The sequence below is a fragment of the Wielerella bovis genome, assembly GCF_022354465.1.
In the GTDB taxonomy this organism is placed as follows: Bacteria; Pseudomonadota; Gammaproteobacteria; order Burkholderiales; family Neisseriaceae; genus Wielerella; species Wielerella bovis.
Window position 1 is genome coordinate 892,606 of the sequence record NZ_CP092361.1, and the last position, 15,069, is coordinate 907,674.

Below are 15,069 nucleotides of genomic sequence, written 5' to 3' on the forward strand. Positions count from 1 at the left end.
ATGTTTTGAGAACCTGTGTTCATAATCTTAATAGCTTGCTTTTATCGCCACTTCATACGACTACTGCGTTGGCTTCCCACGCCAATATGTTCAATATTGGCGTGGGAAGCCGCCTTGTATTCGCATGAATTGACAATAAAATCAAGCTATCAATCTTACGAACACAGGTTCTGAGATAAATGCAGAAGATATGATAAAAAATGTTCAGGCAGCCTGAAAACAATAATTTTGCAAAAGTTTCAAAAAGTGTATAAAAGTTTTCAGGCTGCTTTTCAATTAAAAGGCAGCCTGAAAACTTCATTAAAAATAATCGATTAAAATTATTTTATATAAATGTAAAATGTATTTATACAGTCAGAAATGCTTATTTTTTCTCTGGTGCGCGTAAACTGTTGTCATCGCCAAACCATTTAGTATAAATTTTGTCATATGTACCATCAGCTTTTAGTGCTTTTAAGCCAGCATTGATTTTACCAATTAATTCGGTATTGCCTTTTTGTACAGCAAAGGCAATACGAACATCTTCATTTGGGTCATAAACCGATGTGTAGACTTTAGGTATATCTGTTGCTGATGCAGCATTGGTGTCGTGGTGGCTGTGGTGATAACTTAATACGCCTGCATCACCCGCAACGTAATCTACTTCGCCACGTATAAAAGCGGTATATGCAGCGTAAACACTAGGAAATGGCACAATATTGCTTACACCAGCATGTTTGAGTGAATCTTGAGAATGCGAACCTTGTTGTACACCTACTTTTTTATCTTTTAAATCTGTCAAAGTTTTGGCAGTACCGCCTTCTTTACCCATAATCACATTAGGTGCAAAGGCATAAGGTTCTGACATTTCTGATTTTTCTAAACGTTCAGGGCGCATGCCTAAACAAGCTGCCAAAATTTGAAATTCTCCAGAACCTAAAGAATCAAACAAACCACTGCGAGCTTGTGAAACGAAGCTCACTGAGAAACCTTGATTTTGTGCAATGGCGTTAAGTAAGTCTACATCAAAACCTGCAATTTGACCTTGTTCATCTTTAAAATCAAATGGAGGATAGCTGGCATCTGTGCCGACAATATAACTTTCTTGTTGACTGCTTACAGAAGTAACAGCCGAGGTTGGTGTTTCGGTTGGTTGTGTACTTGTAGAAGTTTGACTTTCATTACTACATGCAGATAAAGCCAGCAAACAAGCAGCAACTAAAATACTTTTCTTCATAATTGTTCCTTTGTAACTAAATGATGAGTGTAAAAATTAGAGATACATTCCATTTGGAGAATGGAACTTTAAAAGTATAGAGTAGGGTATTCACTCTTGTATAGAATAAGGTTGATGAATGCCCTATAATCATGTATTTATTAGATAAGTTTATGATGCTGTTGTTACTTTTCTGCAACATATAGATATGCTGAAATTTTTCCTCTTATAATTATAATTTCTTTCTACAAGCAGCCTGAAAATCATTATTATGATACCACACTCATTTATAGACGAATTACTTGCCAAAACCGATATTGTGGACGTGATTGACCAATATGTTCCGCTGAAAAAAGGCGGTGCCAATTACATGGCATGTTGTCCGTTTCACAAAGAAAAATCGCCCAGTTTCTCTGTTAGCCCAACCAAACAGTTTTACCATTGTTTTGGTTGTGGCGCACATGGTTCAGCGATTGGATTTGTGATGGAACATCAAGGGCTAACTTTTCCCGAAGCGGTGCAAATTTTAGCAGATAGAGTTGGCATGAAAGTGCCACAAGACCGCAATATGCAGCCTGAAAATGCCGCAGAACGTGCACAACGCAAACAGCAGCAACAAACATTAGAAACCACCGTGCAAACCGCCGCACAATTTTACGCGCAACAACTCAAAAGCAGTCTGTCAGCGATGGATTACGCTCGCAAACGCGGTTTATCGCCCGAAATCATCGCGCATTATGGCATTGGTTACGCGCCCGAAGGCTGGACACCGCTGGCGCAGGTTTTTCAACCGTATCCCAATGGCGAACTGATTGCCAGCGGCATGGTCATTGACCAAGAAGGTAAACAATATGACCGTTTTCGCCATCGTTTCATGTTCCCTATTCGCAATCTTTCAGGCAGCGTGATTGGTTTTGGCGGACGAGTTTTGGACGACAGTAAACCCAAATACCTTAATTCACCTGATACCCCTTTGTTTGACAAAGGGAAAAATCTGTATGGCTTATACGAAGCACGCGCTTCGATTAAAGATGCGGGGCGAATTTTGGTGGTAGAAGGTTATATGGATGTGGTCGCATTGGCACAATTTGGCGTGGGTTACGCGGTGGCAGCATTGGGAACAGCGACAACCGCAGAACACATTAAATTGCTGATGCGTCAAACCGATAGCATTTATTTTTGTTTTGATGGCGATATAGCAGGACAAAAAGCCGCATGGCGCGCGCTGGAAAATGCGTTGCCACAGTTGAAAGACGATAAATCGCTGCATTTCCTATTTTTGCCCGAACAACATGACCCTGACAGTTTTGTACGCGAATTTGGCAAAGCACGTTTTGAAGAAGCCTTGTTACACGAAAGCAAGCCATTATCACGTTATTTTTGGGACGCACTGACGGCGGATTTGGATTTGGCAACACAAGAAGCCAAAGCCGAATTGGTCAAACGCGCCACACCTTTGCTCAACCAAATTACCGCGCCGACTTTGGCATTTTTGCTGAAACAAACTTTGAGTGAAATCACGGGCATTGATGCGAGCAATTTGGCATATTTAATGGGTCAAGCTGCACCACAACGGCATATTACGGCAAAAAATTACAAATTACCGCGAGAAAGTTTCAGGCAGCCTGAAACGCCGACTTTGGTACAAAAACAAATTCGTACTTTATTGCTGAATCCAGCATGGGCGGAATATGTCGTGTTTCCAGATTATTTGCGTGTACAGGGCGATTTTGCTTGTTTATTGGCATTGGCGGATATGTATCGCGCGCACGGTGGCATCAGCGTGGCGCAAGCGATTGAGCATTTTCGTGATACACCGTTTGCGTCCATCATTGAATATATTTTCCGCAATACGATGCAAAGCAATGAAGATTTGAGTGAAGCGAGTGAAGAAAAATTGCAGGAATTTCAAGATGGTATGCTGAAATTGGTGGAAATGCTGAAAAAAGAACAAGTGAATTGGTTGCGACAAAAAGGGGAGGATTTGAGTGCGGAAGAGAAAAGATTGTTGGTGTATTTGTTGAGTGGGAAATAAGATTGAGGCAGCCTGAAAACATTAAAATTGTATTAAACCGCGTGGGCAACAAATTACCTAGCCTTGTATCTACGCTTGCTGAATTTTAATTTCTTTAACTATATTTTTACATTCACATATATAATGCGTTTGTTTTTCTTATTTTTATAACTGAATCAACAAGGGTCTTAAACATGAAAAAAACTGCTTTAACTTTGGTTGTAAGCGCATTGTTGGCGCACAACGTGGTAGCCGCCCCCATTCAATTTCGCATTATTGAAACTAGTGATATCCACACCAATTTAACCGACTTTGATTATTACAAAGACCAAGTCAATCCCCAATACGGTTTAACTCGAACCGCTACGCTGATTAATCAAGCTAAACAAGAAAATCCCAACCATATTTTGTTGGACAATGGTGACCTGATTCAAGGTGCGCCCATGGGCGATTTCATGGCAAGCAAAGGCTTGGTAAAAGGTGAAAAACACCCAGCCTATTTAGCTTTGGAACATTTGGGGTTCCATGCCAGTACTTTGGGCAACCACGAATTCAATTTCGGCTTGGATTTTTTGCATCAAGCGATGGAATCCACCCACATTCCCATACTCAATGCCAATGTGGTGGACGCCAAAACAGGAAAAAATAAATACACGCCTTTCATCATTTATCTCATGAATTTGAAAGACCAAAATGGCAAACAACACAATGTGAAAGTGGGTATTTTGGGTTTGGTAACACCTCAAATTTTGCAATGGGACAAAAAACATTTGGAAGGCAAAGTGTTGGTGCATGATATTGTGGCAAGCGCGAAAAAATGGGTGCCGCACATGAAACAACAGGGTGCAGATGTGGTCATTGTTTTGAATCACAGTGGCTTGGGTGACACCAAAAAAGCCTATCAAGCTCAACAAGAAAACACCACCTATGAATTGAGTAAAATTGCAGGCGTGGATGCGGTGGCATTCGGTCATGCACACGGGCAATTTCCTAGCGAAGAATTTGCCAATCTGCCCGCCATTAACATCCAAAACGGTACGATTCACGGTAAAGCAGCCACCATGCCTGGTCAATTTGGCAGTCACATCGGTATCATGGATTTGACTTTGGATAATCGCTCGGGCAAATGGCAAGTGGTCAATAGTCAATCGCATTTGCGTTCCATTTACGATAGTAAAAACAAAAAACCTTTGGTGGAAAATGACCCACAAATAGTCAAATTGATGCAGCCTTATCACGAAGCCACTCGTCAATTTGTTGGCAAACCCATAGGCAAATCGTCTGACAATATGTTCAGCTTTTTGGCATTGGTGCAAGATGATCCCACTATGCAAATCGTCAGCCAAGCCCAAATCGATTATGTGAAAAAAGTCTTTCAGGACCACCCCAAATACAAAAACCTGCCTGTATTGAGTGCCGTTGCACCCTTTAAGGCGGGTGGACGCAAAAACGACCCTAACAGCTACACCGAAGTCCACAAAGGCACATTGACTTTCCGCAATGCCGCTGATTTGTATTTGTATCCCAACACCCTGTATGCGGTTAAAGTGTCGGGCAAAGAATTACGCGAATGGCTGGAATGTTCTGCAGGCATGTTCAACCACATTGATGTGAACAGCAGCCAACCCCAAGCCTTGCTGAATTGGAACGGTTTCCGAACCTATAATTTTGACGTGATAGATGGAGTGGAATACGAAATTGATGTCAGCCAACCTGCCCGTTACGATGGTTCGTGCAAATTGGTCAATTCAGGCAGTCGCCGTATTCAAAAACTGACTCATCAAGGCAAAGCCGTGAAAGATAGTGACGAATTTATTGTTGCTACCAATAACTACCGTGCTACAGGAGGTAGTTTTGCAGGCACAGGCGATAACAACATCATTTACGCCGCCCCTGATGAAAACCGCCAAGTTTTGGCGCAATACATCAGTCAATATAGTCAGCAACACGGCGAAATACGCCCCAATGCCGACCAAAACTGGACATTCAAAGCTTTGCCACAGCCTAATTTGCATGTTTATTTTGAAACTGCCAATAGTGAATTGGCACGACAATTCATCAAAGAAAAAGCCGTGCGCTCCTACACATTTGAAAAAGTGGATGAAACAGGTTTTGCCGTGTATCGCATTGACCTGTCAGGAAAAAAAGTCAAATAAGCAAGAGTAGATACAAGGATGGGCAACTCGTTGCCCACATAAATAACCATAGTACCCCTAACCTCTTTTCAGGCTGCTTATAATCATAAATATCTTTCCTATTTTTGATATAAACATGACTTGTATCAATAATCCAATGATTAAAATAAGCTTTCAGGCAGCCTGAAAAATAAAATAACACGGTATGTATCAAACCGCGTGGGCAACGAGTTGCCCACGCGGTTTAATCCCAATCCCCTACCTGCATTTGGTTGCGCACAATCTCTGTGCCACCCCAGTTTTCAGGCAACATACCCAAGCGCACATAACGATGAAAGGTTGAATATTCCCAATCCACGCATTGTGCCACATAACCATGTTTCACAGGATTAAAATGCACATAATCTATGCAACGCTGTAAATCTTGCTCATCACGGATTTCATGTTCCCAAAATCGGCGTTGCCAAATGCCTTTTTCTCTGTGTTTGATTTTGCTGTGGCTACGCGTTTGGCTGGCATCAAAATGACGCGAAAAATAGCGTTTAATCAGTTGCCATCTCAATGAATAATCGCAGTCATCGGGCGGTAAAGTCCAAATGGCATGAACGTGGTCGGGTAATACGCATACTGCAACTGATTCAAAAGGATAATCTTGCCAAACTTTGCGATAGGCTTGTTTGAAATAATCAATATGTTGAACCAATAAATTGCTTTGGCGATTGGCTAATGCAACGGTAAAGAAAAATGTACCGCCTTTTTGTTGCGAACGCCGATAATGGGACATGATTTCAGGCTGCCTATAAGAATGAAATGGTCATATTAACATTATTTTTTTGTTTAAATAATTCAATGGTTACAATGGAATTTTATGCAGCCTGAAAAATTGGAGAATTGCGTTAAACCGCGTGGGCAACGAGTTGCCCACCCTACTCTTGCTGCAGCGCAAGAACAAAATAAATCGGCTGCTACTACAGAAACTGTCGCAGGTTCAGCTACAGCAACTGTGCAAGAATCCAATAATGGTGGTGAAACCTATATCGTGATGAGCCAACCATCTTATCCACCATTTGCCACTCGTGGCGATAAAGGTGAAATGATTGGGTTGGATATGGATTTGCTCAATGCGATTGCCAAAAAAGCAAGCGTAGGGTGGGCAACTCGTTGCCCACGCAAATAACCACAGCACCCTTAACCCCTTTTCAGGCTGCCTATAATCAGAAATATCTTTCCTATTTTTGATATAAATATTATTTTTTATCAATAATTTAATGATTAAAATGAGCTTTCAGGCAGCCTGAAAATAAAATAACACGGCGTGTATCAAACCGCGTGGGCAACGAGTTGCCCACCCTACTTGCTTTTAAATAGCAAAGTGAATGATGTTTGGCATGCGTGTAGTATAGTGCCAGCCATTAATCATTAAATTCATGCAGCCTGAAAAATGAGAATTTGGTTCTAGAAAAATAATTTTGCTGTTGTTTGCATAGGCAATGAATTACCCACACTATGCTTGCTATAACATTGGTAATTTTGATGGTAGCAACAGTTTTCTTGTACCAATTCGCCAGCAGGATTGTAGGTGTAACGGCTTAATTTGCCGTCAAACCCAGTTTCACTCAATAAACGGTTACGCTCATCATACGCAAAACGGTAAATATTGCCGTTTTCGTTGATGAGTTCGTTTAAACGACCAATGCGAATTAGCCCCTAGTAAATGGTTACTGTCATGAATAATAATCATTAGGGAACTGGTTTACCTTTAAGATAGTCGCTATAAGTATAGACATAATACAGTCTATGATAGGTACCAGGTTCAGAAAATCCTGATACCAAAATCAGTTTTTTATCCATTTCCCATGAAATACGAGTTTCATAAGTATGATTTTTGAGTTTAAAAGTGACTAAAAAATAATGATTATTTGGTTTCAAAGTATCTTTATCAAATTCTGAAAATAGGTAAACACCTTGTAAAGTTGAACCCATTTCTTTGATGAATGCTTTGTAAGGTAATTCTTCTTGAGTCAATTCATTCTCACGGAGAAAAGTACGATAAAGGTCTTGATTTATATCAGGAATTTTCATACCTTTTTTGTAAATAAGATAACAATCAGAAACTTTTAAATAATTTTCTTCATCTATTAACCATTGCTTTGCACTGAACCAATATTTTGTGTATGGATAGATATCTGTTGATTCTTGGTCGCGTCTTATCACATACATTTGATATTTTTGCTCCATTAAATATATTCCTATCAATAATACTGAAGATAAAATGACAATAAGCTTAATGTGTTTATATATTTTTTTCATGATTTCATTTTGGTCGGTATTCTACTAAACCTTCCCTTACTCCTGTTGGAGCAAGCGTAGGGTGGGTAACTCGTTGCCCACGCAAATAACCACAGCACCCTTAACCCCTTTTCAGGCTGCCTATAATCAGAAATATCTTTCCTATTTTTGATATAAACATGACTTGTATCAATAATCCAATGATTAAAATAAGCTTTCAGGCAGCCTGAAAAATCACTTTTCAGGCTGCCTGAATCTTATTTCACGATGCCGCTTGTTGCTGCGCCCGTTCATTGTCTATCAATTTTTGTAACACCACATCACGCGCACCATCCATCGCTACCACGCCATTTTCCATAATGATGATTCTGTCCACCATCTGCAAAACCTGTGGGCGATGCGTTACCACAATCATGGTTTTATCGTGCGCCCATTGTTGCAGCGCGCGCAACGCCAAATTTTCGGTGGCAGGGTCAAGCCCCGTAGTCGGTTCGTCCAACAATACCACACGCGGCTGTTTCAAAGTCAATCGCGCCAATGCCACAATTTGTTTTTGTCCACCCGATAAACCTTGTCCATCTTCGCCCAAAGGCATATCCAAACCTTTGGGATGATTTTGAATGATTTTATCCAAACCAAACCGCGCCAAAGCATTGAGTAAATCTTGGTCAGATGAAACATAGCCATCAGAACGCGCCAAATCCATATTTTCGCGCAATGTTCCCAAAAATAAACGCGGCGATTGGTTTAACAAAGCGACTTGATTGCGTAAGAAATTCGGGTCAAGCTGGCGCAAATCCACATTATCCAGCGTAATATTGCCCTGTTGTGGCTCATACAAACCTGCCAACAATTTCAATAAAGTAGATTTGCCGCTGCCAATACTCCCCAAAATCGCCACTTTTTCGCCTGCATGAATGGTTAAATTAACACCTCTTACCGCAATCGGCGCATCTTTACTGTATGTAAATACTGCTTGATTGATATTCAGGCTGCCTGAAACCGTATCCAGCGTAATGTATTGACGGTCAGGTGCGCGCTCAATCGGGCGTTCCACAATTTTGTTCACGCCTTCCAAAGCGTGTTTTGCCGATTGATAACGTGTTGCCAAACCTGCAATTTGTCCCAGCGGCGCAAGGGCGCGTCCCGACAAAATCACCGATGCAATCAATGCACCCATTGTGATTTGTTCACTTGGCATGGTACTGTGAATTAAAAATGTGCCGACCACCACTAAAAATACTGTATTTAACTGTTGCATCGCCACTGCAAAATTCACAATAAAGTTGCTTGTGTCTTTCACTTTAATGGATGCTGCTGCCGTTTTAGCGGTGAACAAATCCCATTTTTGTTGTGCCCAGTTGGTTGCGTTGTTCACTTTCAACGTTTCAATTCCCTCAATCGCTTCCACTGCCAACCCTTGACGTTGTGAACTTTCTTTCATGGATTGATTGATGTAGCGCGACAAAGGGCGTTGCATGATGAAACTGACTACAACCACTATCATGATAATGGTAAATGGCACAATCGCCAGTTTTATGCCACCAATTAAGCCAATCACACTCACAAATAACAATAAAAACGGAAAATCTACAATTGCCAATAAACTCGCGCTGGTCATAAATTCGCGCACAGCTTCAAAATCGCGCAAATTATTGGCATATGAACCTGCTGATGTGGGTTTTTCTGCCAAACGCAGCGACATCACGCGACGAAATAGCGCAGAGCTGATAATCAAATCAGCTTTTTTGCCCGCAATATCAGTCAAATGTCCGCGTATCAATTTGGTGATTAATTCAAACAAAACCGCAATAACTACCCCAATACTCAACGCAGTTAAAGTCTCGTAAGATTTATTCGGAATCACGCGGTCATACACTTGCATCACATACAAAGAACTGACCAAAGCCAAAAAATTGATGATGACAGTTGCCAAAATGACTTGATAATAATAGCTGCGAAAACGCGCAATCACTTTCCAAAACCATGCTTTGGGCAGCGTGTATTCAGGCAAATCGCTGCGACCATCGGCGGCGATTTTCGGTTTGATAAACCAACAATAGCCCAAATAATGCTCATTTAATTCATCGTACGACAATTCTTGTGCCACATTGCCTGTTTGCAAAATACGATAGCGTTTCAGGCTGCCTGAACCTGAAATGTGCGTGATAACCGCCGCTTGTTCATCTTTCAACACAATCACACACGGCACGGCAAGCGTGGGAATATCGTTCAGGCTGCGTTTAGATAGTTGATTATCAAAACCATGACTGGACAGCACTTCGGCAAGCGATGCGTAATTCACATGCAGATTTTTATCGCGCAAAACTTGGGCAGCCAAAGCGGCTTCGGCAATTGGTGTACCCAACTGTTGTGTGGCAAGAGACAGATGTTCAATAATGGATTTCATGGTATTTGTAAAAAGATAAAAGTTAAAAAATAGGCAGCCTGAAAATCAAAAATTATAGTGGATTCAATTTCAATCAGGACAAGGCGACAGCGACCGCCGTGTACACATAGTACATAAGGGAGCTGGTAACGCTGTACTGGTTTAAGTGAATTCATTATAGGTTTTCAGGCTGCTTTTTTATAGGATAAGGCAGCCTGAAAAATAATATGATTGTATCAAATTAAGCCTTTTCAGGCTGCTTGTATTTTGCTAAACAATTCTTGCAACGCTAAGGCGCGATGGCTAATGGCATTTTTTTGTTCGGCAGATAATTCGGCGGCGGTGCAAGCAAAATCAGGCAGATAAAAATGTGGGTCGTAACCAAAGCCATTTTTACCAGCAGCTTGCGTTTGCCATTGTCCGCGCCAAATGCCTTCAGCGATGATGGGTTGTGGGTCGTTGGCGTGGCGTACGAAAACCAATACGCAAACGTAATAGCATGATTTGTCGGATTGATTGGCCAATTCTGCCGATACTTTGGCATTGTTTGCCGCATCGGATTTGGGATTATCGCCTGCAAATCGTGCCGACAATACCCCTGGTGCGCCGCCGAGTGCGTTGACGCAAATGCCACTATCATCCGCCAATGCAGGCAAACCGCTGTGTTGGCTGGCGTGGCGTGCTTTGGCGAGCGCGTTTTCCACAAATGTGTGAAATGGTTCGGGACATTCGGGTGTGTTGAATGCGGATTGTGGCAAAATTTCAATGTGTTGTGCGGCAAATAGCGCGGAAAATTCTTTTAATTTGCCTGCATTATTGCTGGCGAGAACGATTTTGGGAAACATGGCAAACCTGTGTGGGATGGCGTAAAATAATGCCATTATAAATCTTTTCAGGCTGCCTTACAGTACACGATTTGTTGTAGGTCGGGCATTCATGCCCGACACAATGCGCCGTGATTCATCATGTCGGGCATGAATGCCCGACCTACGGAAATGATTTTTTATCGTGTACTGTCAGGCAGCCTGAAAAATCATCACAAGGAAAACATCATGACCTACACTTTCTCTCTTCCCTCTTCATCGGGCGAAATCTTCCACAGCGCGGAACATTTGCCGCTGGTGGTGTATTTTTATCCAAAAGACAATACCGCTGGTTGCACCACAGAAGGCTTGGATTTCAATCGTTTGCTGCCCGAATTTCAGGCTGCGGGTTATACGGTGGTGGGCATTTCACGCGATGGGGTCAAATCGCATCAAAATTTTTGTCATAAACAAGGTTTCCAATTTGAATTATTGAGCGATGCGGACGAAACGGTATGCCGACAATTTGATGTTTTGAAACTGAAAAAATTGTATGGCAAAGAGCATATTGGCATTGAGCGCAGTACATTTGTGTTGGACGCGCAGGGCAATGTGCTGCATGAATGGCGCAAAGTGAAAGTGGCTGGGCATGCACAAATGGTTTTAGATGCAATTAGGGCAGCCTGAAATCTTGTTACATTAAATAATGCGGTGTATGATTTTGTTTTATTACCGTTTAGGCAGCCTGAAAAATGTTTTCAGGCTGCCTAAATTGATGGGTATCACAATAAATAGGCAATATAAATGACACAAATTCCCTCAATCCAGAAAAACTTATCCACCAAACAAATGGCGGCATTATTGGCCATGCTGATTTCCATTATGCCCTTTTCCATTGATGCTTATTTACCCAGCTTGCCACAAATCGCGCAATCGCTGAATACTGATATTCATCACATAGAAAAAAGTTTGAGTACGTTTATTTTTGGTGTGGCGATGGGTCAGTTGATTGGTGGCTCGCTGTCGGATATTAAAGGACGGCGCAATATTGCTTTGTCGGGTTTGGGGATTTATTTATTCAGTACCTTGTTGCTGATTTTTGTGCAAACGGTGGAACAATTACTGGGGTTGCGCGTGTTACAAGCATTGGGGGCAGGGATGTCGGCGGTAACCGTAGGCGCATTGGTGCGCGATAATTATCAGGGTAAACAAGCGGCGCAAATGTTTGCTTTGATTGGGATTATTTTGATGGCAGCACCTTTGGTTGCACCGATGTTGGGTGCGCAATTACAGTATTTGGGTGGTTGGCGTACGGTGTTTGCTTTTTTGTTGTTATATAGTGCATTGGTGTGTTATTTGCTCTACCGCTTTTTACCCAAAAACAAGGAAGCCGAACCCATCAATCGAGCGCAAATCAAACAAATGGGTGTTCGTTATTGTCAAGTTTTGGCAACCAAACCTGCGTTGGGCTTTTTGATTTATCAAGCCGCATCATTTTCTGCAATGCTAGCATTTTTGTCAGAATCGCCCTTTGTGTATATGCAGCTTTATGATTTAACGCCAACACAGTACGCGTGGGCTTTTGGTTCTAATATTATTATGATGATGTTTTGCAACCGATTAACGGCATTCGGTTTGCGTCATAATTGGACTTCGGCAACTTTGTTGAAAATTGGCGTTGGTATTCAGCAAGTAGCCAATTTTTCTTTGGTAACATTGGTTTTGCTGTATCAACAACCAGCATTATGGCTGCTTATCCCCATGATAATGGTTTCTATTGGCACACAAGGCTTGATTGTGGCAAACACGCAAACTTTGTTTATGATGAACTTTAAGCCAGAAATTGCAGGCAGTGCCAACGCCATTTTAGCGGCAGGACAATCTTTGATTGCTGCCATGATTGGTTTCTTGGTAACGGTTTTGCATAATGGCACAGTTTTCGTGATGGTAGGGACAATGATGGTATCCACTTTATGCGGTGCAATGTGTTTGTGGTATTTTTCGCGTGTGCAATTGGTTAAAAAAGCAGCCTGAAAAGTAATTTAGCGTTAATAGGCAGCCTGAAAACAAAATTATGCGGTATATTGACACCTGTTTATTTGTTTTCAGGCTGCCTTTTGCTATTTGTATGATATGTTATGCAGCCTGAAAATGTGTTTAACTTAATCAAACAAGGAAATGCAATATGAAAATCTTGACAAAAATGACAGTAGTAGCCGTTGCCGCAGCTTTGGGTTTGAGCGGCTGTGTAACCAACGCGCAAGGTCAGCAAACCATGAGCAAAACTGCAATGTACGGTTTGGGCAGTGCTGCAGCATGTAGTATTGTGGGCGCATTGACACATGGCAGTAAAGGTGCGCGTAACTCTGCATTAGCTTGCGGTGCAATTGGTGCAGGCGTGGGCGGTTACATGGATTATCAAGAGCAAAAATTGCGTGAACAGTTGCAAGGTACAGGCGTAACTGTGGAACGTCAAGGTAACCAAATCAAATTGACCATGCCTGAAAATGTAACGTTTGCAACCAATAGCGCAGCATTGTCGCCACAAGCGATGACTTCTTTGGAACAAGCGGCACAAACATTGGCAACTTATGTGGATACCACCATCAGCATCGTGGGTCATACCGACAGCACAGGTAACGATGCGATTAACAATCCATTGTCTTACAATCGTGCGCAATCTGTGGCAACTTATTTGAATCAACGTGGCGTAGCAGCCAATCGCATGAGCATTGCAGGTCAAGGTTCGCGTCAGCCGATTGCCAGCAATGCAACTGTGGAAGGTCGCGCACAAAATCGTCGTGTGGAATTGTTGATTAATCCAAGCCAAGCGGCTTTGAATTTGCAATAACGATTGCAGAATGAATTGGATTTAAACTAGGGGCTGATGATAATTTGGGAAACGAATTGTCATCAGCTCCTAGTTTAATTTAAAATAATGATAATTTTGTTTATCAGGCAGCCTGAAAACTATGTTTCAGGCTGCCTGAATTGTTATATTTGTTTAGTAAACAATAATCAAAATAAATTACAAATGCTAAAAACTAATTTAACGGACACACAAAACACATTGGAACACACGGCGCAAATGCTCAAAGCAATGTCGCACCCAGAACGATTGGCAATTTTGTTAGAATTGTCGCGCAATGAAGCCAGTTTGCAAGAATTATCCCAATACACGGGTTTATCGCCAACCCAATTATCAGCACATTTAACCAAAATGCGACAGTTGGGCATGGTGGATTACACCCGATTTATGCGTATTGTGCAGTATCGGATTACATCGGATATTGTGCGTAGTGTGTTGAAAACTTTGCCACAATATCCGCTTGAAAGAAAATAGTTTTCAGGCTGCATTGAAATATAGGCAGCCTGAAAAAATCACATCACAGGAGAAAATATGAAAATTGCTACATGGAACGTTAATTCGCTGAATGTGCGTTTGCCACACGTTTTGAACTGGTTGGCGGACAATCAGCCTGATGTGCTGGTGTTGCAAGAATTGAAATTGGAACAAGATAAATATCCAGCCGCCGCGATTCGCATGATGGGCTGGCACACCGAGTGGAGCGGACAAAAAACCTATAATGGTGTCGCAATCATCAGCCGCCACGAATTGCAAGATGTGCATATCGGTTTACCTGATTTATCCGATGACCCACAACGCCGTGTGATTGCTGCTACCGCCAATGGTGTACGCGTGATTAATGTGTATTGCGTGAATGGCGAGGCATTGGATAGTCCTAAATTTGCCTATAAACGCGAATGGTTTGCTGCGCTCACGCAATTTGTGCGCGAACAAATGACACGTTATCCAGAATTGGTGTTGCTGGGTGATTTCAACATTGCGCCGTCTGATGAAGATGTGTACGCGCCCGATAAATGGTATGAACAAATCCATTGTTCATCGGAAGAACGCCAATGGCTGAAAAATTTGTTGGATTTGGGTTTAACCGATGCGCTGCGCCATGTTCATCCAACGGGCAAATTTTATACTTGGTGGGATTATCGTGGTGCGATGTTCCAAAAGGGCTTGGGCTTGCGGATTGACCATTTGTTGATTAGCGATACGCTGAAAATGCGCTTGCAAGATGTGCAAGTGGATACGGTTACACGCGGTTTGGAACGCCCAAGCGACCATGCGCCAGTGGTGGGTTTATTTGAATAATTTATAATTATAGTCGTTTCAAATTAACACGTACAAGGCGACAACGCTCGCCGTGTGTATCTGGTATAAGGGCGTT

13 protein-coding genes are annotated in these 15,069 nt (G+C 42.0%); 8 read left to right on the top strand and 5 right to left on the bottom strand.

Going from position 1 to position 15,069, the window contains the following annotated elements; translation table 11 throughout:
* Window positions 1-364: 364 nt before the first annotated feature.
* Complete coding sequence (locus MIS45_RS04475) at window positions 365-1,216, bottom strand: substrate-binding periplasmic protein (protein WP_249449392.1); 852 nt, start codon at window positions 1,214-1,216, stop codon at window positions 365-367.
* A 250-nt stretch (window positions 1,217-1,466) separates the two neighbouring features.
* Between MIS45_RS04475 and dnaG the strand changes: the two genes are divergently transcribed.
* On the top strand, window positions 1,467-3,230 hold the full coding sequence (gene dnaG / locus MIS45_RS04480) for a DNA primase (RefSeq protein ID WP_249451149.1): 1,764 nt from the start codon (window positions 1,467-1,469) through the stop codon (window positions 3,228-3,230).
* Between the two features lie 173 nt (window positions 3,231-3,403).
* The gene (locus MIS45_RS04485) at window positions 3,404-5,365 is read left to right on the top strand and encodes a bifunctional 2',3'-cyclic-nucleotide 2'-phosphodiesterase/3'-nucleotidase (protein WP_249451150.1); all 1,962 of its coding nucleotides are present in this window, start codon (window positions 3,404-3,406) and stop codon (window positions 5,363-5,365) included.
* Window positions 5,366-5,588: 223 nt separating this feature from the next.
* Here MIS45_RS04485 and MIS45_RS04490 read toward each other — a convergent pair whose 3' ends face one another.
* Entirely contained in the window at window positions 5,589-6,128 is a 540-nt protein-coding gene (locus tag MIS45_RS04490; protein ID WP_249451151.1) for an REP-associated tyrosine transposase, read from the bottom strand.
* A gap of 84 nt (window positions 6,129-6,212) precedes the next feature.
* Here MIS45_RS04490 and MIS45_RS04495 point away from each other — a divergent pair, with 84 nt between their 5' ends.
* On the top strand, window positions 6,213-6,521 hold the full coding sequence (locus MIS45_RS04495; protein WP_249451152.1) for a transporter substrate-binding domain-containing protein: 309 nt from the start codon (window positions 6,213-6,215) through the stop codon (window positions 6,519-6,521).
* A gap of 563 nt (window positions 6,522-7,084) precedes the next feature.
* Here the strand turns inward: MIS45_RS04495 and MIS45_RS04500 are convergent.
* The 3 genes from MIS45_RS04500 to rdgB all read right to left on the bottom strand — a co-directional run bounded on the left by MIS45_RS04500 (window position 7,085) and on the right by rdgB (window position 10,867).
* Window positions 7,085-7,582 carry a hypothetical protein gene (locus tag MIS45_RS04500; protein ID WP_249442408.1) on the bottom strand — a complete coding sequence of 166 codons (498 nt, stop codon included), beginning with the start codon at window positions 7,580-7,582 and terminating at the stop codon, window positions 7,085-7,087.
* 313 nt (window positions 7,583-7,895) lie between these two features.
* Window positions 7,896-10,043 (bottom strand): type I secretion system permease/ATPase, encoded by a 2,148-nt coding sequence (locus MIS45_RS04505; RefSeq protein ID WP_249451153.1) that lies wholly within the window; start codon window positions 10,041-10,043, stop codon window positions 7,896-7,898.
* A gap of 230 nt (window positions 10,044-10,273) precedes the next feature.
* Window positions 10,274-10,867, bottom strand: a complete 594-nt coding sequence (gene rdgB / locus MIS45_RS04510; RefSeq protein WP_249443783.1) for an RdgB/HAM1 family non-canonical purine NTP pyrophosphatase — start codon at window positions 10,865-10,867, stop codon at window positions 10,274-10,276.
* A gap of 207 nt (window positions 10,868-11,074) precedes the next feature.
* On the opposite strand from rdgB, the gene MIS45_RS04515 reads away from it, so the two are divergent.
* The 5 genes from MIS45_RS04515 (at window position 11,075) to xth (ending at window position 14,993) form a co-directional block, all read left to right on the top strand.
* A complete protein-coding gene (locus tag MIS45_RS04515) occupies window positions 11,075-11,512 on the top strand; it encodes a peroxiredoxin (protein ID WP_249451339.1) in 438 nt (145 codons plus the stop codon).
* A 117-nt stretch (window positions 11,513-11,629) separates the two neighbouring features.
* The gene (locus MIS45_RS04520) at window positions 11,630-12,859 is read left to right on the top strand and encodes a multidrug effflux MFS transporter (RefSeq protein ID WP_249451154.1); all 1,230 of its coding nucleotides are present in this window, start codon (window positions 11,630-11,632) and stop codon (window positions 12,857-12,859) included.
* A 151-nt stretch (window positions 12,860-13,010) separates the two neighbouring features.
* Window positions 13,011-13,676 carry a YiaD family glycine zipper/OmpA-like lipoprotein gene (locus tag MIS45_RS04525; protein ID WP_249451155.1) on the top strand — a complete coding sequence of 222 codons (666 nt, stop codon included), beginning with the start codon at window positions 13,011-13,013 and terminating at the stop codon, window positions 13,674-13,676.
* Window positions 13,677-13,859: 183 nt separating this feature from the next.
* On the top strand, window positions 13,860-14,168 hold the full coding sequence (locus MIS45_RS04530; RefSeq protein ID WP_249449398.1) for an ArsR/SmtB family transcription factor: 309 nt from the start codon (window positions 13,860-13,862) through the stop codon (window positions 14,166-14,168).
* 57 nt (window positions 14,169-14,225) lie between these two features.
* Window positions 14,226-14,993: an exodeoxyribonuclease III gene (gene xth / locus MIS45_RS04535; protein ID WP_249451156.1), complete on the top strand. Its 768-nt coding sequence runs from the start codon at window positions 14,226-14,228 to the stop codon at window positions 14,991-14,993.
* Window positions 14,994-15,069: the final 76 nt, after the last annotated feature.

What these genes read in the sequence shown, in the direction of transcription:
- MIS45_RS04500 (WP_249442408.1), bottom strand. Translation starts at nt 7,582, where the DNA reads ATGGAGCAAAAATATCAAATGTATGTGATAAGACGCGACCAAGAATCA.
- MIS45_RS04520 (WP_249451154.1), top strand. Translation starts at nt 11,630, where the DNA reads ATGACACAAATTCCCTCAATCCAGAAAAACTTATCCACCAAACAAATG.
- MIS45_RS04530 (WP_249449398.1), top strand. Translation starts at nt 13,860, where the DNA reads ATGCTAAAAACTAATTTAACGGACACACAAAACACATTGGAACACACG.
- xth (WP_249451156.1), top strand. Translation starts at nt 14,226, where the DNA reads ATGAAAATTGCTACATGGAACGTTAATTCGCTGAATGTGCGTTTGCCA.
- MIS45_RS04485 (WP_249451150.1), top strand. Translation starts at nt 3,404, where the DNA reads ATGAAAAAAACTGCTTTAACTTTGGTTGTAAGCGCATTGTTGGCGCAC.
- MIS45_RS04475 (WP_249449392.1), bottom strand. Translation starts at nt 1,216, where the DNA reads ATGAAGAAAAGTATTTTAGTTGCTGCTTGTTTGCTGGCTTTATCTGCA.
- MIS45_RS04525 (WP_249451155.1), top strand. Translation starts at nt 13,011, where the DNA reads ATGAAAATCTTGACAAAAATGACAGTAGTAGCCGTTGCCGCAGCTTTG.
- MIS45_RS04515 (WP_249451339.1), top strand. Translation starts at nt 11,075, where the DNA reads ATGACCTACACTTTCTCTCTTCCCTCTTCATCGGGCGAAATCTTCCAC.
- MIS45_RS04505 (WP_249451153.1), bottom strand. Translation starts at nt 10,043, where the DNA reads ATGAAATCCATTATTGAACATCTGTCTCTTGCCACACAACAGTTGGGT.
- MIS45_RS04490 (WP_249451151.1), bottom strand. Translation starts at nt 6,128, where the DNA reads ATGTCCCATTATCGGCGTTCGCAACAAAAAGGCGGTACATTTTTCTTT.
- rdgB (WP_249443783.1), bottom strand. Translation starts at nt 10,867, where the DNA reads ATGTTTCCCAAAATCGTTCTCGCCAGCAATAATGCAGGCAAATTAAAA.
- MIS45_RS04495 (WP_249451152.1), top strand. Translation starts at nt 6,213, where the DNA reads ATGCAGCCTGAAAAATTGGAGAATTGCGTTAAACCGCGTGGGCAACGA.
- dnaG (WP_249451149.1), top strand. Translation starts at nt 1,467, where the DNA reads ATGATACCACACTCATTTATAGACGAATTACTTGCCAAAACCGATATT.